General features: G+C 70.1%; 18 protein-coding genes and 3 pseudogenes. 7 read left to right on the top strand and 14 right to left on the bottom strand.

The annotated features are described in order from the left end of the window. The first annotated feature begins 385 nt into the window (after positions 1-385). Positions 386-652, top strand: coding sequence for a hypothetical protein (locus tag ACWCQS_RS40720; protein ID WP_451009173.1), 267 nt, complete (start codon positions 386-388; stop codon positions 650-652). A gap of 72 nt (positions 653-724) precedes the next feature. On the opposite strand, the gene ACWCQS_RS40715 is transcribed toward ACWCQS_RS40720, so the two are convergent. Together ACWCQS_RS40715 and ACWCQS_RS40710 are read right to left on the bottom strand one after the other, a co-directional pair. After that, the gene (locus ACWCQS_RS40715) at positions 725-1,444 is read right to left on the bottom strand and encodes a hypothetical protein (protein WP_451009172.1); all 720 of its coding nucleotides are present in this window, start codon (positions 1,442-1,444) and stop codon (positions 725-727) included. Between the two features lie 100 nt (positions 1,445-1,544). Further along, a complete protein-coding gene (locus tag ACWCQS_RS40710; RefSeq protein WP_451009171.1) occupies positions 1,545-2,117 on the bottom strand; it encodes a TetR family transcriptional regulator C-terminal domain-containing protein in 573 nt (190 codons plus the stop codon). Between the two features lie 220 nt (positions 2,118-2,337). Here ACWCQS_RS40710 and ACWCQS_RS40705 point away from each other — a divergent pair, with 220 nt between their 5' ends. The 3 genes from ACWCQS_RS40705 (at position 2,338) to ACWCQS_RS40695 (ending at position 5,326) form a co-directional block, all read left to right on the top strand. After that, positions 2,338-3,354: an alcohol dehydrogenase catalytic domain-containing protein gene (locus ACWCQS_RS40705; protein WP_451009170.1), complete on the top strand. Its 1,017-nt coding sequence runs from the start codon at positions 2,338-2,340 to the stop codon at positions 3,352-3,354. An 80-nt stretch (positions 3,355-3,434) separates the two neighbouring features. Then, entirely contained in the window at positions 3,435-4,478 is a 1,044-nt protein-coding gene (locus tag ACWCQS_RS40700; RefSeq protein WP_451009169.1) for an SLAC1 family transporter, read from the top strand. Positions 4,479-4,654: 176 nt separating this feature from the next. Further along, the gene (locus tag ACWCQS_RS40695) at positions 4,655-5,326 is read left to right on the top strand and encodes an enoyl-CoA hydratase-related protein (RefSeq protein ID WP_451009168.1); all 672 of its coding nucleotides are present in this window, start codon (positions 4,655-4,657) and stop codon (positions 5,324-5,326) included. A gap of 124 nt (positions 5,327-5,450) precedes the next feature. Here ACWCQS_RS40695 and ACWCQS_RS40690 read toward each other — a convergent pair whose 3' ends face one another. Continuing rightward, positions 5,451-5,897, bottom strand: a complete 447-nt coding sequence (locus ACWCQS_RS40690; RefSeq protein WP_451009167.1) for a MarR family winged helix-turn-helix transcriptional regulator — start codon at positions 5,895-5,897, stop codon at positions 5,451-5,453. A gap of 109 nt (positions 5,898-6,006) precedes the next feature. On the opposite strand from ACWCQS_RS40690, the gene ACWCQS_RS40685 reads away from it, so the two are divergent. Then, positions 6,007-6,936: an alpha/beta hydrolase gene (locus ACWCQS_RS40685; RefSeq protein ID WP_451009166.1), complete on the top strand. Its 930-nt coding sequence runs from the start codon at positions 6,007-6,009 to the stop codon at positions 6,934-6,936. 72 nt (positions 6,937-7,008) lie between these two features. After that, positions 7,009-7,539: a hypothetical protein gene (locus tag ACWCQS_RS40680; RefSeq protein ID WP_451009165.1), complete on the top strand. Its 531-nt coding sequence runs from the start codon at positions 7,009-7,011 to the stop codon at positions 7,537-7,539. Positions 7,540-7,717: 178 nt separating this feature from the next. Here the strand turns inward: ACWCQS_RS40680 and ACWCQS_RS40675 are convergent, their stop codons facing one another. The 4 genes from ACWCQS_RS40675 to ACWCQS_RS40660 form a co-directional block, all read right to left on the bottom strand. Continuing rightward, positions 7,718-9,925 (bottom strand): xanthine dehydrogenase family protein molybdopterin-binding subunit, encoded by a 2,208-nt coding sequence (locus tag ACWCQS_RS40675; protein WP_451009164.1) that lies wholly within the window; start codon positions 9,923-9,925, stop codon positions 7,718-7,720. Beyond that, positions 9,922-10,911 carry an FAD binding domain-containing protein gene (locus ACWCQS_RS40670; protein ID WP_451009163.1) on the bottom strand — a complete coding sequence of 330 codons (990 nt, stop codon included), beginning with the start codon at positions 10,909-10,911 and terminating at the stop codon, positions 9,922-9,924. The genes ACWCQS_RS40675 and ACWCQS_RS40670 overlap by 4 nt, the downstream gene beginning before the upstream one ends. Further along, positions 10,898-11,428, bottom strand: coding sequence for a (2Fe-2S)-binding protein (locus ACWCQS_RS40665; RefSeq protein ID WP_451009162.1), 531 nt, complete (start codon positions 11,426-11,428; stop codon positions 10,898-10,900). The genes ACWCQS_RS40670 and ACWCQS_RS40665 overlap by 14 nt, the downstream gene beginning before the upstream one ends. Before the next feature lie 316 nt (positions 11,429-11,744). Beyond that, positions 11,745-15,365 carry a hydantoinase B/oxoprolinase family protein gene (locus tag ACWCQS_RS40660; protein ID WP_451009161.1) on the bottom strand — a complete coding sequence of 1,207 codons (3,621 nt, stop codon included), beginning with the start codon at positions 15,363-15,365 and terminating at the stop codon, positions 11,745-11,747. Between the two features lie 341 nt (positions 15,366-15,706). Between ACWCQS_RS40660 and metG the strand changes: the two genes are divergently transcribed. After that, a complete protein-coding gene (metG, locus tag ACWCQS_RS40655) occupies positions 15,707-17,236 on the top strand; it encodes a methionine--tRNA ligase (protein WP_451009160.1) in 1,530 nt (509 codons plus the stop codon). A 38-nt stretch (positions 17,237-17,274) separates the two neighbouring features. Here the strand turns inward: metG and ACWCQS_RS40650 are convergent. From ACWCQS_RS40650 to ACWCQS_RS40620, 7 genes and pseudogenes are all read right to left on the bottom strand, one after another. After that, positions 17,275-17,501: pseudogene (locus ACWCQS_RS40650) on the bottom strand (SpoIIE family protein phosphatase); the annotation flags it as partial. Between the two features lie 26 nt (positions 17,502-17,527). Continuing rightward, positions 17,528-18,538, bottom strand: a pseudogene (locus ACWCQS_RS40645) (ThuA domain-containing protein); the annotation flags it as partial. 99 nt (positions 18,539-18,637) lie between these two features. Further along, positions 18,638-19,558, bottom strand: a complete 921-nt coding sequence (locus ACWCQS_RS40640; RefSeq protein ID WP_451009159.1) for a GNAT family N-acetyltransferase — start codon at positions 19,556-19,558, stop codon at positions 18,638-18,640. 96 nt (positions 19,559-19,654) lie between these two features. Then, positions 19,655-20,209, bottom strand: a pseudogene (locus ACWCQS_RS40635) (RNA-guided endonuclease InsQ/TnpB family protein); the annotation flags it as partial. Positions 20,210-20,289: 80 nt separating this feature from the next. Further along, on the bottom strand, positions 20,290-21,876 hold the full coding sequence (locus ACWCQS_RS40630) for a S8 family serine peptidase (RefSeq protein WP_451009158.1): 1,587 nt from the start codon (positions 21,874-21,876) through the stop codon (positions 20,290-20,292). A gap of 279 nt (positions 21,877-22,155) precedes the next feature. Next, on the bottom strand, positions 22,156-22,614 hold the full coding sequence (locus tag ACWCQS_RS40625) for a hypothetical protein (RefSeq protein ID WP_451009157.1): 459 nt from the start codon (positions 22,612-22,614) through the stop codon (positions 22,156-22,158). Positions 22,615-23,237: 623 nt separating this feature from the next. Further along, a complete protein-coding gene (locus tag ACWCQS_RS40620; protein WP_451009156.1) occupies positions 23,238-25,409 on the bottom strand; it encodes a SpoIIE family protein phosphatase in 2,172 nt (723 codons plus the stop codon). Positions 25,410-25,855 lie beyond the last annotated feature (446 nt).

Here is a 25,855-nt window from a genome sequence, read left to right as displayed (position 1 = left end):
AGAACGGAGAAGGAGTCCGCAGACCGGCCAAGAGAAGATCAAAGGGCGAGGGAGTCATGACGACGCAAAGGTCCGAGACGTCGGCGACTCCGGGGACGCGACTCCGACCGTGGCCAGGCAGCCCGACGGTTCCCGAGATCGAGCGCGCCCTGTTGGGGGCATGCGCACACGACCTTGCGGTGGCCGGTCGCTCAACGACGATGTCATCGACACGCTGTAAACACTGATCGTCAACGCTTTCCACGGCCCGCGGGTCAGCGACGGCGTCGACCGGGCGTCCGCGCCGGCCTCCCGGGAGTTCCCGTATCCGGCACCGGCGGAGCACCAGCTTCGGCCGCCGCTGCCGGCCGGCACGCTGGACGACGACGGCGCCGACCGCGGCGTCGTGTTCATCGCTGTCAACGCGCATCTCGACCGTCGGTTCGAGTTCGTGAAGTCGCGATGGTTCAACGACGGCAACTTCACCGGCCTGGACGTGGAGCAGGACCTGCTCACGGGCGACAACGACGGCACGGGCATCTTCACGATCCCTCAGCGACCCGTCCGGCGTCGTCTGCACGGCGTCGAGCGCTTTGTCACCACTCGTGGCGGGGAGTACTTGTTCCTGTCGAGTCTCAGCGCGTTGCGTTGGCTGGCCAACCTCGGCGCCTGAGCCCGCCGTTGAAGCGGTACGGCGCGCGCAGCCACCAGCCACGCTCGGCACGCGCCACATACAGGCCCGATGTCAGGTGAACCGAGCGTTGCTGACGTCGATGGAGACCATGGTCTGTGCCAGGATCGGACGGTTGTCCGCATCGCTTCGGTAGGCCCGGCGTTTGGTGGGCAGGCGGATCCCGTCCGCTTCCACGGTGTCGTAGACGTATTGTGCTGCGGCGAACCCGCCTGCGATGTCGACGTGATAATCATGCCGACGCAGGAGATGGTCGGGGCCGAAGTAGAAGTCCTGTTGCGTGCTGTGGCTGGCGATGTTTGGCGGGAAGGTGGCGCGCAGTCCGCGCCAGAGTTCGTCTCCTTCCCGCCATGGTTCGATTTCGGTGAGGGTGAAGCCGGGCATCGACAGCAGGAAGGGCGTGGTGAGATACGTCCACAGCGCGTATCCGTTGAAGTAGGCGCGGTCCAGTGGGTCCCACGGGGCGTCGAGGCCGTGCCCGGTGAACGACTTCCGCGGTTCGTTGCGTTCGGCCACGACGCGGCCGTCGAGCTTCTCGATACTGACGCGGTCGGCCGTGAAGTCGGTCTTCTGGTCGCGGGCGCCGAACGGCATCACGGAGGCGTGCTGCTCGTGCAGCCAGACGGTCATCTCCCGGGGGGTGGGGTCCTGCGGCATCCCCTTGATGACGAACATGTCGCCACCGCTGACGATGGTGGCGCGGACCGTGGTGAGTGCGTTCCAGCGGTCGAGGCCACCATGGGCATCGAGGACCTCTGCGAGCAACGTGTTCATGTCGGACTCCTGCTCGGTCGTGCTCGCCCGCGCCTGCCTGCGGGCGGCGGAGCCTTGGTGTGGGTGGCGGCGCCTGCGAGTCGTGAGCGGCCGACCGCGATCAGCGCAGGAGGACGCCGAAGACCATGTGGAAGAAGGCGTCGAAGGGGGCGCGGGACTTGTCGGCCCGGGCGGCGATCAGCGTGCCCTCCCAGGCACTGAGGATGAACAGTGCGGCCTCTTCGACGTCGAGAGCGGCGTCCAGCTCACCGGCTTCCTTGGCTTCGGTGAGCATCCGCCGGATGTGCGCGGCCCACCGCTGGAAGCCGCCCTGGACGGCGGAGCGGATCTCCTCGGAGTGGTCCGCCACCTCCGCACCCAGGTTGCCCACCAGACACCCGCGGGCGAAGCCGCTGTCGACCGTGTCCGTGCCCAGGAACTCGAAGTGCGCCCGAAGCCGCTCCAGCGCAGGGCGTCCGGGCGTGTCGAGCAGGTCGAACCGCAACCCGGCGGCGTAGCGGCTCAGTGCCTCGAGGGCGCTCTCCTCCTTGCTGGCGAAATGGTTGTAGAACGAGCCCTTGGGCGCCCCGGCCGCCGATGTGATGTCGCTGATGCCGGTGGCGTTGAAGCCCCGCGTGCGGAACTGCTCCAGGGCTGCCTGCGCGATCTCCTCGCGCTTGGACGCGCGTGCCATCCTCACCACCACCTCCGTTCCAATATGTCCGGTCGCCTTGTCTCGGGTCAAACCCACGTCATGGGGGAGCGTCATGGGGGAGACCGCTCGCCACAGTACCCACGGCTCGGCCATCGGACCTGCTTGACTAAATTTAAAGTGACCGGTCATATTGAACAAGTCCCCGCCCCAAGCCTCGGCCCTTCCCGTGTCGGCAGAGGCAGCACCGAGGAGAAGCGTCATGTCCGCGTACAGAGCATTTGAGGCCACCGGAGTCCACCAGCTCCGGCTCGTCGAGCGCGAGCTGGTCGACCCGGAGCCCGGGCACGTCCGACTCAGGGTGGAGGCGTGCGGTGTCTGCCACTCCGACGTACTGGCCGTGGAGGGACTGCGCCCCGACCCGTCACGCCCCGTCGTCCCGGGCCACGAGATCGTCGGTGTGATCGATGCCGTGGGCGCGGGCGTCACCGCCTGGCAGCCCGGCGACCGCGTCGGCGTCGGCTTCCTGAACGGGCACTGCTGGGAGTGCGAACCGTGCCGCCGCGGCGACTTCGTCAACTGCCTCAACCAGGAGCAGACGGGCACCACCATCGACGGCGGATACGCGGAGGTGACCTACGCCCGTGCGAGCGGACTGGTGCGCCTCCCCGACGGCATGCCCGCTGTAGAGGCGGCCCCGCTGCTGTGCGCCGGGCTGACCACGTTCACCGCGCTCCAGCAGGCCCCCACCCGCGCGGGTGCCCTGGTCGCCGTGCAGGGGATCGGCGGGCTGGGGCACCTGGCCGTGCAGTACGCACGCAGCCTCGGATACCGTGTGGCCGCCGTCGCCCGCGGCCAGGAGAAGGAGAAGCTCGCCAGGGAACTGGGCGCCCACGAGTACATCGACAGCACCGGCACCGACCCCGGCACGGCGCTTGCCGACCTGGGCGGCGCATCGCTCATCGTCGCCACCGCATCCAGCGGTACGTCCATGAACCCCCTGGTCCGCGGACTGGCCCCGGGCGGCAGCCTGGTCGTGGTCGGCGCCGCCCCCGACCCGCTGACGGTGGCCACGGCCGACCTGATCTTCGGCACCCGCCGCATCGTCGGCAGCCTGACCGGATCGTCGATCCAGAACGAGGACAACCTCGCCTTCACCCTCGCCCATGGCATCCGCCCCTCCACCGAGACCATGCCGTTCACCCAGGCGATGGAGGCCTACGAGCGGATGCTCTCGGGCAAGGCACGCTTCCGTGTCGTCCTGGACATGGACGCCTGACTACGCCACGACCTGCACCTGCGCCGCCGGGCAGGCGGCTCCCAGGCCCGCGCCCTCGGCAATCCCCTTGAGGTTCCCCCATGACCGACATGGTCGACACGACAGAGCACACCAGCACGGCCCCGCGCGGCAGCGGGCCTGCGCGCCCAGCCGCCGACATCGTCTCCGACGTCAACGTGCCCCATGCGACCCGCGCCGCACGGATCAGGCTGCTGTCCGTCTCCCTCGGCACCGCCGGCCTCGGCGGAGCCTGGCAGGCGGCGGCGGCCACCGTCCCGGTGGCACCCCAAGTCAGCGACGCCCTGTTCACCGTCAGCGGCCTGATCTGGCTGGTGTTGCTGGCCCAGTACCTGCGCCACGGCGGCACCCGCTGGCGCAACCTGCGCCACGACCTGCGTCACCCCGGCGATGGCTTCACCCTCGGATACGTCCCCATCATCGGCATGCTGATCGCGGGCCACTTCTCGCGGTACGGGATCACAGGCCCACGATGGGCCTACGCCGTGTTCGTCACCGTGGCCGCCCTCATCGCCGCACGCCTGCTCGCCCACTGGCTCACGGGTGCCCTGAGTGCGACGGCCCTGCACCCGGGGTACCTGCTGCCGGTCTCCTCCGCACCGTTCGTGGCGAGTGCCGTCGCCTCCACGCTGAGGCTGCCCGGTGTCGCCGACGCCGCCTTCGCGGTGGGGCTGCTGTACTGGCTCGCCTTCGGCACCGTCATCCTCGGCAGCCTCGTCACCGGTGGCCCCCTGCCCGGGCCCGCCCGCCCGGCCCTCACCGTCCTGACCATCCCACCGGCGACCGGCGGAATCGCCTGGACCGCCGCTCACAAGGGCGTCTTCGATGCCGTCGGCTACGGCTTCGCCGGGACCCTGCTCTTCACCGTCCTCCTCGTCGTCTTCCTCCTCCCCGAGCTGCGCCAGCCCTCGTTCCATCCGGGCCTGTGGATCTTCAGCTTCCCGATAGCGGCGTCCACCAATTTCGCCATCCGCTGGATCCATGCGAGCGCACTTCCCGGAGGGTCGGCCCTCACCGGCATCCTCCTTGCCGGCGCGACCGTGGCGCTGGGCCTGCTGGCCGCGGCCACCCTGCACCACCGGGCCCGGCGAGCACTTCCCAGCTGACTTCCGCTCCGGCGGCGGAGAGACGCCCGACAGAGGCATCGCCTCCTTCCTCGAACGCCGACCGGCCCGGTGCACCGGAAGGTGACAGCCCGCCGCCCCGGTTTGCGGCTCCAGCAGACCCCGACGCCGTCCGACCCATGTGCCCTGCCCCACCGACATGCCGCCAAGGAGCCACCATGCCTTCGCTTGACCGCCATGACGCCGTCTTCGTTCTCGACCTCGGTGACGGGGAGAACCGCTTCCACCCCGACTGGATCGCCTCGGTCGACGCAGCCCTGGACGAGGTGGAGAAGTCGGAAGGCCCCCGCGCCCTGGTGACCGCGGCGAGCGGGAAGTTCTACTCCAACGGTCTCGATCTCGAATGGCTCGCTGCGCACAGCGACGAGCACCTGGAGTACGTCGTTTCCGTCCACGGTCTGTTCGCAAGGTTCCTGTCCCTCCCGCTGATCACCGTGGCCGCGCTGCAGGGACACACGTTCGCCGCCGGAGCGATGTTCTCCCTGGCCCATGACTTCCGTCTGATGCGTGCCGACCGGGGCTTCTGGTGCCTGCCCGAGGCGGAGATCAACATCCCCTTCACTCCGGGCATGTCCGCCCTCATCCAGTCCCGGCTGACCCCGCAAACGGCCCAGCACGCCATGGTGTCCGCCCGTCGTTTCGGCGGCCAGGAAGCCGCCGCCGCCGGAATCGTCGATCAGGCCGTGGACGAGGGCACCCTGCGCACTGCCGCCCTCGAACTTGCCCAGGCCCACGCGAGCAAGGCAGGCGACACCCTCGGAACCATCAAGACGCGCCTGTACGCCCCTGTCCTCACCGTGCTCCGCGACACGACCGACCCGCTGGGCTGACGTCGTGCCGGCGGCGGTCGCCGGCCCGGGGCGGGGCACGAAGACTGCCAACCCTCTTCCTGGCCGGTGATCGCCACCGTGCGGATGCGTCGCGGCAAACTCCCGCGGCGCCCCCGAATTCCCCTCATCCCGGCCGGCCGTGGGAGCCCGCCTCGAGGGTTGCGCGAAGGGTGGCCAGGGTTGAGGAGATGCGGGCCAGGTCGTCGGGGCGAACCGCCGTGGTCAGTGAGATGAGCTCGCTTTCGACAACGGGGCGGGAAGCGGACAACTGCTTCTCACCCGCGGATGTGAGGCGGAGGACGGACGAGCGGCGGTCCTGGGGGTGCGCGACCCGCAGGCACCAGCCCGCAGCCACCAGCCGGTCGACCGCCTTGCTGACGGCCCCCACGGTGATCGCCAGTTCGCCGACGATGTCGAGCACGCGGCACCCCGGCACGCGGTCGATGATCTCCAAAAGCTCGAACTGTCCCAGCCCCAGCCCTTGTTCGGCGCGCAACCGGGCGCTCACCGCGTTGTAGAGCCGGGTCTCGACGCGGACCAGATCGGTGAAGATCGGGGTGATGTGGCTCACATTAGCCTTCCAGTAGATTCCTGGGAATCATCTTCCTTGGAATCCGGTTGGGGCAAGCAGGTGGATTCCAAGGAATCCATCCTCGCACCCCGACCCATGGAGGCCCCGCATGTCCCGACAGCAGCGCGACGCCCTGGACGCCGTACTCCGTTCCGCCCCTCGCAGCGAGAGGCGGCCCACTCCCGAGGAGCAGCGCAGCGGTTTCACCGCGGCTGTCACCCGCCCCGCACCGGAGGGCGTGGTCACCCGCAGGACCGTCCTGGGCGGGCGGCCGACCCTGGAGCTGGAGCCGGCCGAAGCCTCCGGCCGTGGCCGACTGCTCTACCTGCACGGTGGCGGCTACGTCATCGGCTCACCGGACACCCACGCAGGGCTGGTCGGTGAACTGGCCCGCCGTGCCGGGCTGCGCGCGACGTCGGTGGATTACCGGCTGGCGCCCGAGCACCCTTTCCCCGCGGCTGTCGACGACGGTCTCGCGGCCTACCGTGAGCTGCTGGCGTCGGGCACCGACCCACGGGACCTCGTCATGGCCGGTGACTCCGCGGGTGGCGGATTGAGCATCGCGACTCTGCTCGCCGCCCGGGAGGCCGGGCTGCCGCAACCAGCCGCCCTGGTCGTCTTCTCCCCCTGGGCCGACCTCACCCTCGCTGGAGGAAGCATCCGTTCCAAGGAGAGCGCCGACCCCATTTTCACAGAGGCCGACGTGCGCGCCTACGCCGATCTCTACGTCGGCGCAGGCGACCGGGCGCATCCCCTGGCCAGTCCGGTGTTCGCCGACCTCACCGGACTGCCCCCACTCCTCGTGCAGGTCGGGGCGAACGAGGTGCTCCTCGACGACGCGGTCCGGCTGGCCGGCCGCGCGGGCGCCGACGGCGTCGAGGTCACGCTCGAAGTCGGCCCCGGCCTTCCCCACGTCTTCCAACACCACTACGGCCGCCTCGACGAGGCGGACGCCGCACTCGACCGCGCCGCCCGCTTCCTCACCGCCCACTTGAGCGCCGGGCGACCGGGCGCCGACCATCTCGAACCGGTCCACTGACACCGACCCGTGGACCACTTCGCGTATGCGCGTCCTTCGCCGGTAGGGAGTCACGCCGGGGTCGGCAGGTCCATGAGCGCGAGTTTGGCCGGGTCGGCAGATCGGCGCGATCAACCTGGAGATCGCGCCGACCAACTTCTTCAACCGGATCAGCCGCACCATCAAAAACCGGCCGGCAAGACGGCTTCACGTTGGTCCCCTACTGCCGCGCTCGACGTCCCACGCCACATCGTGGAGTTCCTCGCCCGGTTGCCGGCCGCGCACCGGCGCGGGATCGCACGCCGAGGGGCTCTCGCGCCCTGGGCCCGTTCCGCCAGGCGGCGCTGGCCGCCCAAGCTCCTGATCTGCACGAGGAGTTGGACCTGTGCCGCGCTCAGTTCCTGGCCGCGCCGCATCGGCATTCACGTGCCCGTACGCCGCCCCAAAGGCCGCTCCGAGACCGCCCTGGACCGAGGAATCCGCGCCACGAATGCGCTGATCAGACACGTGATGGCGCGCGGCGAGCGGACCGCGGGGGAACTGAAGGAACGCTGGCGAACCCTCAAGCACGTCACCCTCAGCCCCAGCAGAATCGGAGAAAACCTCACTGGCCACCGCACGTGATGGCGGCTGCCGCAGGCACGTCAGCCGCGACGACGGAGATTGGGCACCCGGCGTCGTCGGCGAGCATCGCGAGTTCGGTGATCGCGTTGACGTCGCTGTGGTCGGTGACGGCGGGCTGCCAAGGGCGGTATGTGTAGAAGGGGGCGGCTTCGACGTCTGGCGCGCGCTCGACGGCCGCTCACAGCACGGCGTCGAGTGTGATCGGCAGATCGCGGATGCGCTTGCCGGTTGCGTGGTACACGGCGTTGGCGATCGCGGGCGCGATGCCGACCAGACCGACCTCGCCGATGCCTTTGGTGCCGGTGGCGGTGCCGCGATCCGGCTCGCCGACGAAGACCACGTCCAGGTCCGGGACATCGGCGTTGACCGCGACCAGGTAGTCGGCGAACGTGCCGTTGGCGATGCGCCCGGTGCGCGGGTCGGTGACCGTGTCCTCGAACAGGGCCATACCGATGCCGCCGACCGTCCCGCCGATGATCTGGCTCCGCGCCGTCTTCTCGTTGAGGATGCGGCCACCGTCGATCGCGGACACCACCCGCGCCACCCGGATCAGGCCGAGGTCCGCGTCGACCCGGACCTCCACGAACTTCGCGCCGTACGCGCCGGCGAGGGACATGCCCAGCTCGGTGGGGACCGGCGGGGTGCTGTTCCCGTTCGCCGTGAGCTCGGACAGCCCGTGCCGGGCGAGGATGTCGGCGTACGGCTCCCCGAGGTCGGGGCGGCCCGCGGGGTGGACCCTCCCGTCGGTGCACTCCACGTCGTCCGGGGAACAGCCCAGCAGGTGCGAGTCGGCGTCGTCGCAGGCCAGTTCGGCGAACGAGCGGACCAGTCGCCGGCAGGCGTCGTGCACGGCGTTGCCCAGTGCGCCGGTGAGGCCGGAGCCGCCCGCCATCATCGAGTTGGGCATGTCGGAGTCGCCCAGGTCGAAGCGGACCCGGTCCAGGGGCAGGCTCAGCTCCTCTGCGGCGAGTTGGGCCATGACGGTGTACGTGCCGGTGCCGATGTCGGTCGCCGCACTGCGTACCAGTGCGCTGCCGTCCCTGTTGACGGTGGCCTGCGCCGCGCAGGGCTGGGCGAAATAGGGGAACCACGCGCTCGCCATGCCGTAGCCGACGAGCCAGTTGCCGTCACGCATGGAGCACGGCTCGGGATTGCGGTCGAACCAGCCGAAGCGCCGCGCGCCGACCTCGTAGCACTCCAGGAGCGACTTGCCGGACCAGGGCAGACCGTTGCGCGGGTCGACGTCGGTGTGGTTGCGCAGCCGCAGCTCCAGGGGATCCATGCGCAGTTTGCGGGCCAGCTCATCGAGCGCGGACTCCAGCGCGAAGTTGCCCTGCGCCTCGGCCGGGGCGCGCATGGACGTCGGCACGGCGATGTTGAGCCGGGCCTGCCGGTCCTGTGTGATCACGTGGGGGCACCGGTAGGCGAAGGCGCTTCCCGACGAGAACGGCTCGTAGTCGGTGTCCTCCATGCTCAGGGAGCTGAGGCTGCGGTGGTCCAGGGCGACCAGTGCACCGTCGCGCGTGGCACCTACATTCAGCCACTGCACCCCACTGGGCCGGTGCCCGATGGAGGTGAACATCTGCGGCCGGGTCAGCACCAGCTTGACCGGTCGCTTGATCATCCGGGCGGCCATCGCGGTGAGGACCACATGCGGCCATGCGCGCAGCCCGGCACCGAAGCCCCCGCCGACGTAGGGGACCAGGACCCGTACCGCGCTCTCGGGGATACCGAAGACCATGGCGAGGGTGGTGCGCACCATCGACGGCCACTGGCTGGTGTCGTGGACGGTGAGGTTGTCGCCCTCCCACACGGCCAGGGTGGCGAACAGGCCGAGCGGGTTGTGGGTGTTGGCCGCCGTGGTGTACGTGGCCCGGAGGGTCACCTCCGCGGACTCCAGCGCTGCGGCGGTGTCGCCGCGCGAGGTGTCCGTCCCCCACGGGTCGACGAGCTGTTCGGCCCGCGGGTCCTGGAGGTCCAGCAGCGGCTCCGTGGCGTCGTAGTCGGCCCGCACCAGCCGCGCCGCTGCGGTGGCCTGCTCCGGGGTGTCGGCCACCACGAAGGCGATGTGCTGCCCGTGGTGGACGATCCGGTCGTTGCGCAGCGGTGCGGGAGGCGAGGCTCCGAGGACCGTCACTGGGCCCGTCCCGACCTTCGGGACGTTCTCGTGGGTCAGTACGGTGATCACGCCGGGGGCGGCTTCGGCCGCGTCGGTGTGCATGCGGACGATCCGGCCCGCGGCGACGGTGCTCTGCACCAGGGCACCGTAGGCCTGGCCGGGGACGCTGAAGTCCATCGGGTACGGGGCGGTGCCGGTGACCTTGCGCGGGCCGTCGACCCGGTTGACGCCCGTGCCGACCCGCGGCCTGCTTTCCACGGTGCTCATGCGGTCACTCCTGAGACGGTCTGCAACTCGCGCACCAGGGTGCGCCGGGCGAGCGGGACCTTGAACGCTGTTCCGGGGACGGTGAAGGCATCGCGCATCGTCGCCTCGGCCGCATCCTGGAACGTGGCCGTCGTGGCGGACGCGCCGGTCAGCACGTGCTCGGCCTCGTAGGCCCGCCAGGGTTTCGTGCCCACGCCGCCGAGGCCCACCCGGGCCTGACGGATCGTGCCGTCCTCCACGACGAGCAGCACCGCGGCCGAGGTGAGGGCGAACTCGTACGATGCCCGGTCGCGGACCTTGAGATAGCCCGACCGGGCGGCCGGCGGCGGGAGCGGGATCTCGACCTCGGTGATCAGCTCGGCGTGCTCCAGGACGTTCTCGCGCTGGGGGCTGTCGTCGGCCGTCAGGTAGAACTCCGTCAGCGGCACGGTGCGGGCCTGCGACAGCCCCTGGATGTGCACGACCGCGTCGAGCGCCACCAGGGCGACGGCCAGGTCGGATGCGTGCAGCGCGATGCACTGCTCGCTCGCGCCGAGCACGGCGTGCATCCGTGCCGCACCCTGCACCGCGGCACAGCCGGAACCCGGCGTGCGCTTGTTGCATGCGCCGACCGTGGGGTCGCGGAAGTAGCGGCAGCGGGTGCGCTGCAGCAGGTTGCCGCCGATGGTGGCCATGTTGCGCAGCTGCACCGATGCGCCCAGCAGGAGGGACTCGCGCACCATGGGCAGGCGCTCGGTCACCGTGGCGTCGGCGGCCAGTTCCTCCATGGTGGCCAGGGCCCCCACGTGAAGGGTCTCGCCGCGTCGTTCGATGCCGTGCAGCGGGAGCCGGGTGATGTCGATCAGCCGCGGCGGCTCCAGGACTCCGTCCTTCATCAGGTCGAGCTGTGTCGTGCCGCCCGCAAGGCAGGACGCTGCCGGGTCCTCCGCCAGCAACCGCACCGCCTCGCGGGTGTCGGTGGCCTTGACGTAGTCAAAGGCGCGCATCGCTACCTCCCCGGGAGGCCGCCTCGCGTATGGCCGCGACGATGTTGGGATAGGCGCCGCACCGGCACAGATTTCCGCTCATGAACTCCCGGATCTCCTCGTCCGAGCCCGCCCGGCCTTCGGCCAGCAGCGCCACCGCGGACATGATCTGGCCAGGCGTACAGAAGCCGCACTGGAAGGCGTCGTGCTCCATGAACGCCTGCTGCACCGGGTGCGGACCGTCGGCGCCGGCGATGCCCTCGATGGTGGTGATCGCCCGACCCTCCGCCTGCGCCGCCAGGGTCAGACAGGCCAGCACCCTGCGGCCGTCCACGTGGACGGTGCATGCGCCGCAGGCGCCCTGGTCGCAGCCCTTCTTGGTACCCACCAGGCCCAGCCGGTCCCGCAGGGCGTCCAGCAAGGTGACCCGCGTGTCCATCCGCAGTGCGTACGACCGTCCGTTCACCGTGAGCGTCATGACCCGCTCCGGGGCCACAGGCCGCTCACCCGCGTCCCGCCTGCTCGCCACGTCCGTCATCGCGTCCTCCTCCGAACGGGTCGCACAAGAGCTCCAGCCCCACCCGCGGCGCAGACCCGGTGAGCCGATTCGACACTTTTGGGAAGATTGACCACTTCGCTTCACGATATAAGCCAGACAGGTGATCGGCATGTGCTCCGACCGAGAGGGCGGGGCGCGCGGGCGACCTGAACCTCCTCGGTGTCGACCTGGTCCGTGTCCTCGTCTCGCTGGTCGACACGCTGTACACCGACCCCGGCTGCGCGCGGGTCGGCGGCATCGACAGTGCTTCTTCTCGGCGCATGTGGACCTCACGGCGGTCCCGAGCATCCGACCGTCACTGAGCGGGCGCGATGCCGTCGGTGGGTCCGTATCCGCCCCCGCCGGGGGTGCGGATCACCAGGAGGTCGCCGCTCGCGACGTCCGCCGTGTCGCAGCCGCGCAGTCGATGGGTGCTGCCGTCGGCGCGTTCGATCAGGTTCTCGCCGAGGGCGCCGGGTTTGCCGCCGGCCATCCCGTAGGGCGGGATGCGGCGGTGACCGGAGACGACGGCGACCGTCATCGGCTCGGTGAATCGGATCCGGCGCTCCACTCCGCACCCCCCGTGCCGGCGGCCGTCGCCGCCGCTGCCCTCGCGGATGCGGAACTCCTCCACGCGCACCGGGTAGCGCCACTCCAGGATCTCGGGGTCGGTCAGGCGGGAGTTGGTCATGTGGGTCTGCACGGCATCCGCGCCGTCGAAGTCCTCGCCCGCGCCGGCGCCGGAGGCGACGGTCTCGTAGTACTGGAAGCGATCGTTGCCGAAGGAGACGTTGTTCATCGTGCCGGAGCCCTCGGCCTGGGCGCCCAGGACGGCGTACAGGGCACCGGTGACGGCCTGGGAGGTCTCGACGTTTCCGGCGACGGTGGCGGCCGGATAGGCGGGGGAGAGCATGGAGCCCGCGGGGATGCGGACGTCGAGGGGCTTCAGGCAGCCGCTGTTGAGCGGGATGTCGTCGGCGACGAGGGTGCGGAAGACGTACAGCACCGCTGCCATGACGACGGAGGTGGGTGCGTTCAGGTTGCCGGGCTGCTGGGGTGAGGTGCCGGTGAAGTCCAGTACGGCGCTGCGCTGTTCGCGGTCGATGTGCAGGGCGACCTGGATGACGGCGCCGTTGTCGGTCTCGTAGCGGTGCTCGCCGTCGTCGAGGGTGGCGATGATGCGGCGTACGCATTCCTCGGCGTTGTCCTGGACGTGGCGCATGTAGGCGTGGACGACATCGAGGCCGAACTGGTCGATGACCCGGCGCAGTTCGTGGATGCCCTTCTCGTTGGCGGCGATCTGGGCGCGCAGGTCGGCGAGGTTGGTGTCCGGGTCGCGTGAGGGGAAGCGGGCGCTGGTGAGCAGATGGCGGGTCTCGTCCTCGCGGAAGTGTCCGTCGCGCACCAGCAGCCAGTTGTCGAAGAGCACGCCCTCCTCGTCGATGACGGTGCTGAACGCGGGCATGGATCCGGGGCTGATGCCGCCGATCTCGGCGTGGTGGCCGCGCGAGGCGACCAGGAAGAGGAGCCGTTCGCCGGCCTCGTCGAAGACCGGGGTGACGACGGTGATGTCGGGCAGGTGGGTGCCGCCGTGGTACGGGTCGTTGATGGCGTAGACGTCGCCGGGCCGGATCGAGCCCTGGTTGCGGCGCAGGACCTCCTTGATGGACTCACCCATGGAGCCCAGGTGCACAGGGATGTGGGGCGCGTTGGCGATGAGGCTGCCGTCGGGGGCGAAGAGTGCGCAGGAGAAGTCGAGGCGTTCCTTGATGTTGACCGAGTGGGCGGTGCTCTCCAGCCGTACACCCATCTGCTCGGCGATGGACATGAACAGGTTGTTGAAGACCTCCAGCATCACCGGGTCGACGGTGGTGCCGACGGCCGTACGGGACGGGCGGGGACGGGAGCGGGTGAGGACGAGGTCGCCGTGCTCGTCGGCCGCGGCCCGCCAGCCGGGGTCGACGACCGTGGTCGCGTCCGCCTCGGCGATGATCGCCGGGCCCTCGACGCTGTCACCGAGGCGCAGGTCCCGGCGTCGGTACAGCCGAGTGGGCTGCCAGCGGTTCTCGGTGAACATCCGTACGGTGTCGGTCTCTTGCAGTGCGCTGGTCTGCGGCGGCAGGGCGGTCGGCGTGGCGGTCCGCGGGCCGGAGGAACCGGTGGCCTCGACCTCGATGGCCTCGACGACCAGCGGCTTGCTCATGGTGAAGCCGTAGCGGTCGCGGTGGTCGTGCTCGAAGTGGGCCCGCATGTCGTCGGCCGGGCCCAGCGGCACGGGCAGCGAGAAGTCGGTGCCCTCGTAGCGCAGCAGGGCACGGGCGGCCGTGCGGACAGTGGCGTCCGGCACACCGTCCTCGCGCAGTTGGGTGCGTGCCTGTTCCTCCAGCTCCGTGCGGACGGCCTGGACGCGGGCTGCCGTCTCCGGCCGGTCGAGGGCGGCCTCGACCGAGGCTTCGCGCAGCGCGACCGCGTCCGCCACTCCGATGCCGTACGCGGACAGCACCCCGGCGAGCGGCGGGACCAGGACGGTGTCGATGCCGAGCCGGTCGGCGACCGCGCAGGCATGCTGGCCGCCGGCGCCGCCGAAGGCGACCAGCGCGTAGCGGGTGATGTCGCGGCCGCGCTGCACGGAGATCCTCTTCACCGCGTTCGCGATGTTGAGCACGGCGATGTCGAGGAATCCCACCGCGACCTCCTCCGGGCTGCGGCGCTTTCCGGTCGCCGCGGCGGTCTGCTCGGCCAGCTCGGTGAACCGGGCACGGACCGCGGCCTCGTCCAGCGGCTGGTTGCCGTCCTTGCCGAACACCCGGGGGAAAAAGGCTGATTGGATGCGGCCGACCATGACGTTGGCGTCGGTGACGGTCAGCGGACCGCCGCGCCGGTAGCAGACCGGGCCGGGGTCGGCGCCGGCCGAGTCCGGGCCGACGCGGTAGCGCATGCCGTCGAAGTGCAGGATCGAGCCACCGCCCGCGGCGACGGTGTGGATGTCCGTCATCGGCGCCCGCATCCGCACCCCGGCCACCTGCGTGCCCAGGACCCGTTCGATCTCGCCCGCGTAGTGGGACACGTCGGTCGAGGTGCCGCCCATGTCGAAGCCGATCGCCCTGACATGGCCCGCTCCGGTGGCGGCGCGCGCCATGCCCACGACCCCACCCGCCGGCCCGGACAGCACGGCGTCCTTGCCCCGGAAGCGGCCCGCCTCGCGCAGGCCGCCCCCCGACTGCATGAACATCAGCCGTACGCCGTTCAGCTCCGCGGCCACCTGGTCCACATAGCGGCGCAGGATGGGGGAGAGGTAGGCGTCGACCACGGTCGTGTCGCCTCGCGGTACCAGCTTGATCAGCGGGCTGACCTCGTGCGAGCAGCTGACCTGCTGATAGCCGATGGCGCGGGCCGCCTCGGCGACGGCCGCCTCGTGCGCGGAATGGCGGTAGCCGTGCAGGAAGACGACCGCGGCGCTGCGGAAACCGTCCGCGTACGCCGCGGCCAGCGCCTCGCGCGCCGCGTCCAGATCGAGTGGACGGACGAGTTCGCCGTGTGCGCCCACCCGCTCCTCCACCTCGATCACCCGGTCGTACAGGGCCTCCGGAAGCAGGATGCGCCGGTCGAAGATGCGGGGGCGGTTCTGGTAGCCGATGCGCAGGGCGTCCCGGAAGCCCCGGGTGACGACCAGGACGGTCGGCTCACCGGTGTGTGTCAGCAACGCGTTGGTGGCGACGGTGGTGCCCATCTTCACCACCTCGATCCGGTCGCCCGGAATCGGCTCGTCCGCCTCCAGACCCAGCATCTGGCGGATACCGGCGACCGCCGCGTCCCGGTACGCCTCCGGCTGCTCGGACAGCAGCTTGCGGCTGACCAGCTCGGAATCCGGTGTCACCGCCACGACATCGGTGAAAGTGCCACCACGGTCGATCCAGAACTGCCAGCGACCAGTCATGCACCCATTGTGCGCTCTGGACCTGCTCCACCGCAGAGCCTCCCGTTGCCCTTGGGCCTGGCCCGGCGCAGGACCCGAACCTGTGTCCGGCCGTTGAAGAGCCGGCCACCGCACCGTCCAGGCCGCCTCGTCAGGCAAGCCGTGGCCTCGCGAAAACCGAATGCCGTCCCGCATGCCCGGCTGCTAGCATCTGCCTCATGATCACGCCTTGGCCTCAGCATCGGATGATGCCCCGTCGACGGGGCTGCTGAGCATGGACGCGTGACGAATCCGAGGCCCCGGTGACGGGGCCTCGACGTGGTTGTGCGGACCGGGCCTCGTCTCCCTGACAGGAGGTTCCGATGACCGCACCTCGCCACTACATCACCACGACGATCCCGTACGTCAATGCCCGCCCGCACCTGGGCTTCGCCCTGGAGCTCGTCCAGGCGGACACCCTCGCCCGGCACCGACGCCAACGGGGCGCCGACGTACGCCTGTTGAGCGGGACGGACGACAACTCCCTCAAGAACGTCCTGGCTGCCGAGACCGAGGGCATCGACGTACAGTCGCTGGTCGACCGCAACGCCGAGGCCTTCGCCGCCCTGCGGGGCCCGCTCACGCTGTCGCTCGACGACTTCATCCGTACCAGCCGCGATCCGCGCCACCGCGTCGGCGTCGAGCGGCTGTGGCGCCGGTGCGCGGCGGCGGGAGACCTGTACCGCAAGCACTACGAAGGCCTGTACTGCGTCGGCTGCGAGCAGTTCTACGCCGAGGCCGAACTGGTCGACGGGCGCTGCGCCGAGCACGGCACCGAGCCGCAGCTCGTGGCGGAGGAGAACTGGTTCTTCCGGCTGTCCCGTTACGCCGACCGGCTGCATGAGCTGATCGACGGCGGCACCCTGCGCATCGAACCCGCCGCCCGCCGCAACGAGGTCCTGTCCCTGATCGCGGGCGGCCTGCACGACTTCTCCGTCTCCCGCTCCCACACCCGTGCCCGCGGCTGGGGCATCCCCGTGCCCGGCGACCCCACCCAGGTCGTCTACGTGTGGTGGGACGCGCTGGGCAACTACGTCACCAGCCTCGGCTACGGCGCCGACGACCCCGCCTACGGCCAGTGGTGGGTGACGAGCGAGCGCCGTACCCATCTGATCGGCAAGGGAGTGGTGCGCTTCCACGCCGTGTACTGGCCGGCGATGCTGCTGTCGGCCGGTCTGCCGCTGCCCACCGACATCCTCGTCCACGACTACCTCACCGTCGACGGCCGCAAGATCAGCAAATCCGGCGGGACCACCGTCGACCCGGTCGCCCTCGCCGAGGCGTACGGCACCGACGCGGTGCGCTGGTGGCTGTTGCGTGAGGTCCCCCGCGTCGGGGACGCCGACTTCACCCCCGACCGGCTGATCGCGCGCGCCGACGCGGACTTCGCCGGGGGCCTCGGCAACCTCGTCCACCGCATCGTGACCATGGTCCACCGCTACCGCGGTGGGACGGTGCCCTCGCTCGGCACCGACCGGTTGACTGTGATGACGCTGCTGGACGTGTGCGCGAAGGCTCCCGCCCGGATCGACGCGGCCCTGGCCGACTTCGACTTCCGCCGCGCCACGGGCGCCACCTGGGACATCGTGGAGGAGGCCAACCGGTGCATCGATGTCACGCGGCCCTGGGAGCTGGCCCGAGCGGAACGCCACGGCAATGCCGCTGCGGGCGAACGCCTCGACGCGGTCCTGTCCGCCCTGGTTGCGGCGTGTCGTGTCCTCGCCGAGGAACTGCGGCCCTTCATCCCCGACGCCGCGGCCCGGATCGCGGCGCAGGTGACGCCCGTGGACGGGAGCCTGCCGCCCGCGACCCCGCTGTTCCTCCGACTCCAAGAGGCCACGCCGCATGCGTGACGCCCCGGGCCACAAGGCAGTCCGCGGTCCGTCGCCGATCAACCGTTCTGTACTCGGGCGATGAGCAGGGCGACGTCGGCGCGGCCGGCGGGGTGCCGGGGCCGCTGCAGGAGCCGGCCGCAGGTCTCCTCCGCGGAGCGGTACGGCGCAGGTCGAGGGTGGTCGTCTCGAGGGGAACGCCGCCGACTCCGAGCGGAGCGCCGGTGGGCAGATCGAGGAGTTCCGGTGGTCTGCCGGCCCGGATGAGGACCGGCGGCAGGTGACCCCATCAGCTCGGCCTGGGCATTTGCCCGACTGCGGGTTGACCAGGGAGCCGGCCGCCCCCGGTTGCCAGACCTGCGAGCCGGTGCCGTTGCAGTCGTACAGCTGCACTTTGGTGCCGTTGGCGGTGCCGGCCCCGGTCACGTCCATGCACTTGCCGAGTGCGGTGAGTGTGCCGTCGCCGACCGTCCAGTTCTGCGCGCTGGTGCCGTTGCAGTCGTAGAGCTGAACCGCCGTGCCGTTGGCCGTGTTCGCGCCGGCGACGTCCACGCACTTGCTGCCGTATCCGTGTATCGGGCCTGTGACGGTGGGGGGCGGGGTGACCGGACCGGACTGTCCCGCCGCCCACTTGATCTCCTGCAGGAGGAGCTGGTTCTGCTGGGCGCTCGCGAACGTCGAGGACAGAGTGGTGTTGGTGGAGTAGTCCATCGCGTTGTGGCCGAAGTTGTTGTAGACCATCTTGTAGTGGCGGTTGGACCACACGATGGGGTAAGAGCCGCTGTACCAGGTCTGGTTGGGGTCGGTGCCGATCGGGAATGCCGACGGATCCATCGACGCCAGGATGTCGATGTCGGGGTGCTGCCGCAGGTCGTTCTGCCAGCTGTACCACTCGCTGACCGATGAGGTGATGGTGGCCGGCAGGCCGGCCGTGGCCGGGTGGACGGTGTCTTCGATCTTCAGCGTCTCCGAGGCCGGCCCCCAGGAGTTGCTCTTGAACGTGCCGGTGCCCAGGAAGGTGTTGTGGTACCAGGGCCAGTCACTTGTGTCGTCGTTGTACGCCGAGACGTGGAAGCCGATGAAGCCGCCTCCGTTCGACACGAACGTCTGGAAGGCGGACTGCTGGGCCGCGGTGTGCGGGTAGTCGTCGAGGAACATCACCACCTGGTAGTTGGCCAGGTTCGCGGTGTTGAGCTCGCTCCAGTCCGTGGTCGAGGTGTACGTGAACCCGTTCTGCGCACCGGCTTGCGGGAACCACGTGTTGGCCTCGTGGCCGAAGCTGATGTGCGCTGCGTCGTAGGTGCCGTCATAGAAGGCGAGCACCTTGAAGGGGGTGGCGGCTTGGGCGGTGTGCGCCGGCGCGGACGCTGGACCAGGCCTGGGCGGACCGACTGGCGGCGTGACGGCGTCGCTTCCGGCCGGTCAGCTTCCGGGCGGCAGCTGTGTGTTGCGTCGGTCGTATTCCCAGCCGGCTTCTGGTCGGCCGTAGGAGAAGCTGTAACCAGTGAAATCGGCAACCGGGACGTATCCGATGCGCCGGTACAGGGCGTTGCTGGTGGGGTTGGCCGGGTCCGTGAACAGGACGACATCCGTGGCGCCTGCGGCCAGCGCGGCTCGGCTCACCTCGACCGTCACGGCGCCCGCGTAGCCGCGACCGCGGAGGTGGGCCGGGGTGTACACGGGGTCCACCCGGACCTGGCCCGCGACCATCGGGTTCGCACCCGCCATGGAGACGGGCGTGCCGTCCGGGGTCTCCCAGTACGTGTAGCGCTTCTCGGCGAAGCGTGTGCCGGCCCAGGAAGCCGCGTCGATGGAGACGACTTCCCCGACGTCCGCGGCGAACTCGCGGCACCAGCGCATGAGGTGCTCTTGGTCGCGCTCGCCCACGGGTCGGCCCCGGCCCGCTGGGACCGGTTCCGGCGGGGTGAGCGTGCCGAGCCGGTGGAGAAGGCCCCGCCAGTCGCGTACCGGCGCCGCGCCGGTGTGCCGCTGCCAGGCCTCGGCGAAAGCGGTGGCGGTGTCGTGGTCCGCGGTGACACCGGAGAAGGGGTGGCCGAGATCGGTCAGATGGGCGGCGAGAGTTTCTGCCTGCTCGGGGGAGAGGGCGGTGAGGGTCAGGCGGCCGCGCGGAGTGCGGTAGAAGATGGCGCGGACCTCGCCCCCTGACTCCATTCGGCCGAAGACGGTGGCTTCGGCACCGTATGCGTTCGCCCCACGTGTGCGCAGTTTCTCGAGCGTTGTCAGCGGCGTGTTGTGCATGACGGGGCGCGAGCACAGGAAGTCTCCGGCGCGGGCGAGAAAGTCGTCGATGTCTTCGGTGAGGTGCCAGTCATCCGGGCGCATGCTTCAGGATCCGTCAACTTGACCCGGCCTTGAAGGGCCGGGTTTGGACGTAGTGCCCAACTGGCTGCTGGGTTGGCTCCTCCGTCCAGACACCCCTTACGGGGTGGCAGGGACGCGTGACTCACGCCCCGCGTTCCACACCCTCTCGCCGCGTTGGGCGATGTTGTGGGAAGCGTTCCGGTCGGCGTGGGCAACGACCCCGCACCCCCGGCAGATGAAAAGCCCCTGGTCGACACGGTTGCGCTTGTCGACGTGGCCGCACTCGGCGCATATCTGCGACGTGTACCCGGGATCGACGAGGACCAGGGGCACACCGGCCCGCTTGGCCTTGTAGACGATGAAGTCTGCGAGCTGGGCGAAGGCCCAGGAGTGGAGGGTGACCCGTTGGGGCTTGCGGGGCCGTACCCTCTGCCGGATCCCCTTGAGTTCTTCCAGGCAGATCCCGGCAAAGGTGCGTTCAGCCTCGGTCACGATCGTCTTGGTGATGATGTGGTTGGTGTTCTTGACGTGCCGCTGTTCGCGGCGGGAGCGCTCCTTCAACCGGCGCTTGGCGCTCTTGGTGCGCTTCTTCTGGAGCTTGGTCCGCAAGGCAAGCTGCCGCTTGCGGTAGCGGTTCAGGCCGCGCCCGGCAGCCTGGTAGCCGGTGGACGTAGGGACCTCACCGCGACAAGCCGAACGGCACCCGTCCTGCACAGCGGGTGCCGTTGGGTTAGCTTGCCGCGCGGGTTGGTTCAACCGGCCATGGAGGGGGTGTAGGGCGACATCGCAGGAGCAAGTTGCACTCCGGGGGCCAGGCCGAGGGCGACCAGGGCGTCGGGCAGGCCGTGTCCGACCCGGGCCGCCTCCGCGGTGCCCGGGGCGGCGAGTTGGCGGCAGCTGGCGGCGATGATCTCGAACAGATGGTGGACCCGGCCGGGTCCGCGGGGCAGCAACTGGCCGTGGAAGTCCTCGTGGTGAGCGAGAACGAGAGCGGCAAGGCCGGCGACGTGGGCCGAGGCGGTGCCGGTTCCGTCGAGGGCCGTGTAGCCGCCCTGCGGCGAGCAGGAGAGGACCGCCACACCGGGTGCGGCGGCGTCCACTCCCGGGCCGTGGCAGCTGAACGGTGCGGCGAACAGCCCTTCCGGTGTCAACTGTGCTCCTGAATGGCAGGCTTGGGACGTCTGCTGTGGATACGAGCCGAAGACTCCCAGAGCGCCCACGGTGAACACGGTGGGCAGCGAGCCCGGGAAGGCCACCGGCCCGGCCGTGTCGCCCGCCGGGGCGACGCAGGCGATCCCGGCCGCGTGGGCGTCGGCGAGTTTGCGGGAGACCAGCGCCGACGGGTACGGGACGGCCACCGCGATGTGGGCGATGTCGATCTCGCGTTCCATGCAGTGGTCGAGGGCCGCGATGAGGTCGCTGAAATGCCCGTCCGGCATGACCTTGCAGACCTCGATCTCGGCGTCGACTGCGATGCCGATGACGCCTTTGCCGGTGTCCGCCCCGGCGACGATCCCTGCCGCATGTGTGCCGGAGCCGGTCACGTCACGTGCCCAGCCGTCGTCCGTGCCGCGTACCAGATCGACCCCGGAGCGCACGGGTTGGTTCAGGTCGGGATGGTCGGCACTGACACCCGAGCCGATGAGGGCGACCTTGACGCCGAAGGCGCGGAACGTGGGGGGCAGCCGGTCCAGCCGCATGGCCTGCTGGCCCCAGCCGTAACCTTGCCGTTCCTCCAGCTCCGGGTACACCTGCGTCAGTGGAGTGAGAGTGACGACGTTCTCCCCGCCCGCGGACAGGTCGGGCCGATGAATCCAGCGGTCCATGTATCCGCCTGCGGGCCGGACGTACAGGGACTCAATGGAGCGAGCGGTCTCGGTGGCCGGCGTGATGGTGACCGTGCCGTCCGCCCGGGTGACACCCTGGCTCGGCCAGGTCGCTCCGATCAGGAATACCCCGGCGCCGGCCAAGGGTTCGCCGTCCGGGCCACACACGCGCAGGGAGATGTCCTCGGGTTGCTCCATTTGCATGACCAGCCCCGGGTCGCGTAGCGGCAGAATTCCCGCGGTCGGCATGGTGGCCGGTCCGGTTCCGGCCAATGGCAGGTCCGGCTCGATGTGTACGTGCAGCGACCGCATCACCGGGATCAGGGCCTCGGCTGCCTCTACGACCGCGATCTCCGGACAGGAGGGATGAAGGCCGTACGGCTGGGCCTTTGCAGAGGGCCGGAGCCTGCGCATCACCTTGACCTCGGGCATCTGCTCCAGCCGGTCACACACCGCGTCCATGCCGAGTTCGGGCACCCCTGGCGGGAGCAGATGCTGCGGAAGCGGTGCCACCAGGTACCGTTCCCGGCGCGGCTGAACCGTCCGCGGTGAGCGAGCACCTTCCCTGCCTGGCCCCGCCGCCTTGCCCTCAGGTACCGACCTATTCGGCTGTGTGCCTTCGGATCCGCTCTCCCGGTTGTTCCCGGGCCTTTCCTTGACCATTGCCTCCACCTTCACCACGCCTACGTCCTGTGTGTGCTCCTGTGGGCAACGGGCGGCCTGTGCTTCCACGGTGATGCGGTGTGCCCGGGAACGACTCCGGGACACACCGCATCGCGCTGCCGCCTCAGGTCAGCCCATACCGAAGGGCTGACCCATCTGGCCGTAGCCGAAGCTGGGCTGCTGGTACTGGGGGAACTGCTGGCCGAACGACTGCTGGCCGAACCCGCCCCCCCACGGCTGCTGACTCTGCTGACTCTGCTGACTCTGCTGGAGCAGCGTTACGATCGCGGTCGGCAGCGCCTGCTGCACGGACTGCTCCACCGCGCTCCGGACGCCCTGCTGCAGCGTGTGGTGCAGGGCGAGAGCCAGGTAGGGGTGCGCCTGATGGGCGAGGCCCTGCTGCTGAAGCTGCTGCTGGACCTGCTGGATCTGCTGCAGCGTCTGCTGCATCCGCTGCGCGATCTGCTGGCTCGCCTGCTGACACGCCTGCTGGATCGCCTGCTGGACGACCTGGGCGATCTGCTGTTGCGGGCCGCCCATCTGCTGGCCGAACTGCTGCAGGGGCGGAGTACCGGTCATCACCGACATGAATGCTCCGTTCGATGGCACGGGGAAGCCGACATACAAGTTGATATCGGCGTTATCGGAAGAACCCGACTCCTCGGACGTTAAGTTGGTGTAACCAAGACCGCAATCGCTCACGCCCAGCCGGGAACCGATCGCAATGAGACCGCTGAGGGAAGAACCCTCCGGACGAGAGATGACGGGCCGAGTCGGCCCGCACCGGAGGCGGTCAGTCGGCGCGCCCCGTCCTTGCACGAGTGCCCGTACCGGGCCATGGTGCAGCCCGGCGAGTGGGGCCGGACGCCGGCGGAGACTCTGTGGGGTTCTCCCCGGCCTTCGGATCCTTCGTGACCTTGCTGTACCTCCAGTCGCGAACACCGCGTCCTCCGGCAGGTGCAGTCGGATGCGCAAACTGCGCCACCGCGCCGAGACCTTCTCCGGGCGGGTACTCGAAGAGGTCTCGGATTCGGTGTGTCGCCGCACCGCAGACGGGCCGGCACCAGCAGTACCTGCCATCTCCAAGGACGCTGTCAGTACGCAGCAGGCCGGACACTACAGGTGTCCGAGCATGTTGCCGCACCGCTGGGGCGGTCCCCACCGGCGGGGAGAACGAGGGCGGCAGAGCGCATGCCGCGCCATCGTGACCCTCAGACGGCGGTGATCACCAGTGCGGCCTGGTCGTCGAGGGTGGCACTGCCTGCGAACGCGGTGACTGCGGTGGTGATGGACTCGACGACGGCAGTGGCTGAGGGCGTCGTGGTCCGGACGGCGACGAGCGCGTCGGCCAAGCGCTCCTCGCCGAAGAACTCGCCGTCGGCGGAACGGGCCTCGGTGATGCCGTCCGTGACCAGGACGAGGCTGTCACCGGGGTACAGGTCGATGCGGCACGGGCAGAAGCCGGGGTCAGGACCGATACCCAACAGCAGGCCCGGCTCCGTGAGTTCTACGACCGTGCCGTCGGCGCGGCGCACGAGCGGCGGTACGTGACCTGCTCGGATCAGGTTGAGCGTGAGGTGGGACGCGCTGTGCCGCAGTTCTCCGTAGACGAGCGAAACGAACTGGTCGTCATCGGTCGTGTTCCCCGTCAAGGCGTCGTTGATGGCGGTGACCACGGCCGCCGGTTCGTCGAGGAGGCGGGCGGCGGCGCGTGCGGTGTGGCGGACCATTCCGGTGGTGGTGGCCGCCAGAGCGCCGCGTCCGGAGACGTCGCCGATCATGAGGGCCCAGCGGTCGCCGGGCAGCGGGAAGACGTCGTAGAAGTCGCCGCCGACCTCGAGGCCCTCACCTGCGGGATGGTACGAGGCCGCCAGGGCGGCGCCGGGAATCCTGGGCAACTCGGGAGGCAACAGGCCTGCCTGAAGATCGTGGGACTGCCGGACGCGGTCGGTGAACTGATGGGCGTTGTCGGCACTCGAAGCGGCACGGCGGGCGAGTTCCTCGGCCAGCGAGACGTCGCGTTCGTCCAGGGGCAGGTCGGTGGCCAGGAGGGTCAGCGCTCCGAAGGTGCGGCCCCTGGTCGCCAGCGGCACGCACACATAGTCCCTGACGCCGAGCCGGGCGCGCAGGGCGCTCGCGGGGGCGGACTCGGTGGCGCCGGAGGCAAGTACGCGGGCGACAGCGGCGTCCACCTCGTCGCACAGCGTGGGGGAGGAGAGGAGCTTCTCCCCCTCCCGGGTCGACGCGGCGACGGCGATGCGCTGGGTCTGGCCGCACTCGGATACGTGGACAGCGCACAGCGGCGCCAGGATCGGGACGGTCAGCCGGGCCATGCGCTGGAGGCTGTTCGAATAGTGTGTCTCGCCCGTGATGGCGGTGCTGGCCTCCAACAGGAAGGCCAGATCCTCTCGGGCGGCCTTCTCGCGTTCCTGGGCGGCGCGGCGTGCCTCCACCGCGGCATGGCGTTCGATGGCCAGCGCGGCTATGCGGGTGAAGGAGGCGCTGAGGGCCATGTCCGTGGCCTCGGGAGCCTTGGGGGTGCGGTGGTACATCGCGAAGGTGCCCAGCAGTCGGCCGTCCGCGTCCTGGATGGGTGTGGACCAGCACGCGGCGACCCCGGCTCGCAGTGCCAAGTCACGGTAGTCCTTCCACAGGGGATCCGTGGCGATGTCCGTGACGATCACGGGTTCACGCCGGAAAGCGGACGTGCCGCACGAGCCGACGCCCTCGCCGATGGGTGCCCCGTCGACCGCCTCGTTGTAGAAGTCGGGCAGGCGTGGGCCGGTGCCGTGCCGCAGGCGCTGTCCGTCGGGATCGACGAGCAGTACCGAGACGAGCATGTCCGGGGAGAGCTCCTCGATCGCCGTGGCCATCCCCCGGAGGATCTCGTCCAGCGGGGCGTCACGTGCGATCTGCTCCAGCAGCGCGCGCTGCTCGGCGGCCAGGAGATGAGCGTGGTGGTACGCGGTGGTTTCGACCGCGATCACCACGACCCCGTCGATCCGGCCGGCGGTGTCCCGGCGGGGCTCGTAGGTGACGTCGAAGAAGCCTTCCCGCTGCATGCCCGGCCTGCCCAGCAGAAGCCGTCCGTCCCGGGCCCGGTACGCGACGCCGGTGCGGTAGACCCCATCGAGCCGGTCGAGGACGCCCTGCGGAGCCAGTTCCGGAATCACCTCTCCGACCGGCTCGCCAAGGCGCCCGCGGTCGCACCCGAGCGTCTCGAAGAATGCCGAGTTCGCCGCTTCCAGTAGGTGTCCCGGCCCACTGAGCGCAGCAAAGATCACCGGGGCCTGTCCGAACAGGTCCGCGTACTCCTCGCCCCGCCGGTCGACGGAGACGGGGCGGGGCGTCGCCGCACTGCGGGGATCGAAATGGATGGACATGACAGGCGCCCTCTCCTGTCCCGTCCGCGCGCTGACCGCGCCGTTTCGGTGCCTCCACTCTGGCACATGTCTCCGCTGATTCCAGCCGGCAGCCGGGCCGAGCACGTCGGCACACCCCGAACCTCGCCGGAAGACCACCCGCGCAATCCGCCACCTCGCCCCGCATACCGGCTGGTCAGCGTCGCATGCGAGCACCACACGGCAGCCTCCGCCGCGGAGTACCTCCGCCGCCGGTGGCAGGCAGTGAGCCGGCACGACCGCCCGTCCGTCACCCTCAACGACGATCGCCGCGGACCAAGGCGGCGGCTGCCGTACTCGCGCCACATCTCGATGAACCGGCGTGACAGGCCCCTGACCAGCCATGACGTCGTCGTGAACACCATCGCGGCCCGCCAGCCACACCGGCTGACAGTCCATGACCGCAGTCGTCAGGCGCCTGCGGCGAA

The sequence above is a fragment of the Streptomyces sp. NPDC002076 genome, assembly GCF_053593835.1.
This window is presented reverse-complemented; position numbering and strand designations above follow the sequence as displayed.

Excerpts from the sequence above, each read along its gene's own strand:
- ACWCQS_RS40670 (WP_451009163.1), bottom strand. The coding sequence starts at position 10,911 with ATGCGCGCCTTTGACTACGTCAAGGCCACCGACACCCGCGAGGCGGTG.
- ACWCQS_RS40665 (WP_451009162.1), bottom strand. The coding sequence starts at position 11,428 with ATGACGGACGTGGCGAGCAGGCGGGACGCGGGTGAGCGGCCTGTGGCC.
- metG (WP_451009160.1), top strand. The coding sequence starts at position 15,707 with ATGACCGCACCTCGCCACTACATCACCACGACGATCCCGTACGTCAAT.
- ACWCQS_RS40715 (WP_451009172.1), bottom strand. The coding sequence starts at position 1,444 with ATGAACACGTTGCTCGCAGAGGTCCTCGATGCCCATGGTGGCCTCGAC.
- ACWCQS_RS40685 (WP_451009166.1), top strand. The coding sequence starts at position 6,007 with ATGTCCCGACAGCAGCGCGACGCCCTGGACGCCGTACTCCGTTCCGCC.
- ACWCQS_RS40705 (WP_451009170.1), top strand. The coding sequence starts at position 2,338 with ATGTCCGCGTACAGAGCATTTGAGGCCACCGGAGTCCACCAGCTCCGG.
- ACWCQS_RS40710 (WP_451009171.1), bottom strand. The coding sequence starts at position 2,117 with ATGGCACGCGCGTCCAAGCGCGAGGAGATCGCGCAGGCAGCCCTGGAG.
- ACWCQS_RS40700 (WP_451009169.1), top strand. The coding sequence starts at position 3,435 with ATGACCGACATGGTCGACACGACAGAGCACACCAGCACGGCCCCGCGC.
- ACWCQS_RS40620 (WP_451009156.1), bottom strand. The coding sequence starts at position 25,409 with ATGTCCATCCATTTCGATCCCCGCAGTGCGGCGACGCCCCGCCCCGTC.
- ACWCQS_RS40680 (WP_451009165.1), top strand. The coding sequence starts at position 7,009 with ATGAGCGCGAGTTTGGCCGGGTCGGCAGATCGGCGCGATCAACCTGGA.
- ACWCQS_RS40660 (WP_451009161.1), bottom strand. The coding sequence starts at position 15,365 with ATGACTGGTCGCTGGCAGTTCTGGATCGACCGTGGTGGCACTTTCACC.
- ACWCQS_RS40695 (WP_451009168.1), top strand. The coding sequence starts at position 4,655 with ATGCCTTCGCTTGACCGCCATGACGCCGTCTTCGTTCTCGACCTCGGT.
- ACWCQS_RS40625 (WP_451009157.1), bottom strand. The coding sequence starts at position 22,614 with ATGTCGGTGATGACCGGTACTCCGCCCCTGCAGCAGTTCGGCCAGCAG.
- ACWCQS_RS40640 (WP_451009159.1), bottom strand. The coding sequence starts at position 19,558 with ATGCGCCCGGATGACTGGCACCTCACCGAAGACATCGACGACTTTCTC.
- ACWCQS_RS40675 (WP_451009164.1), bottom strand. The coding sequence starts at position 9,925 with ATGAGCACCGTGGAAAGCAGGCCGCGGGTCGGCACGGGCGTCAACCGG.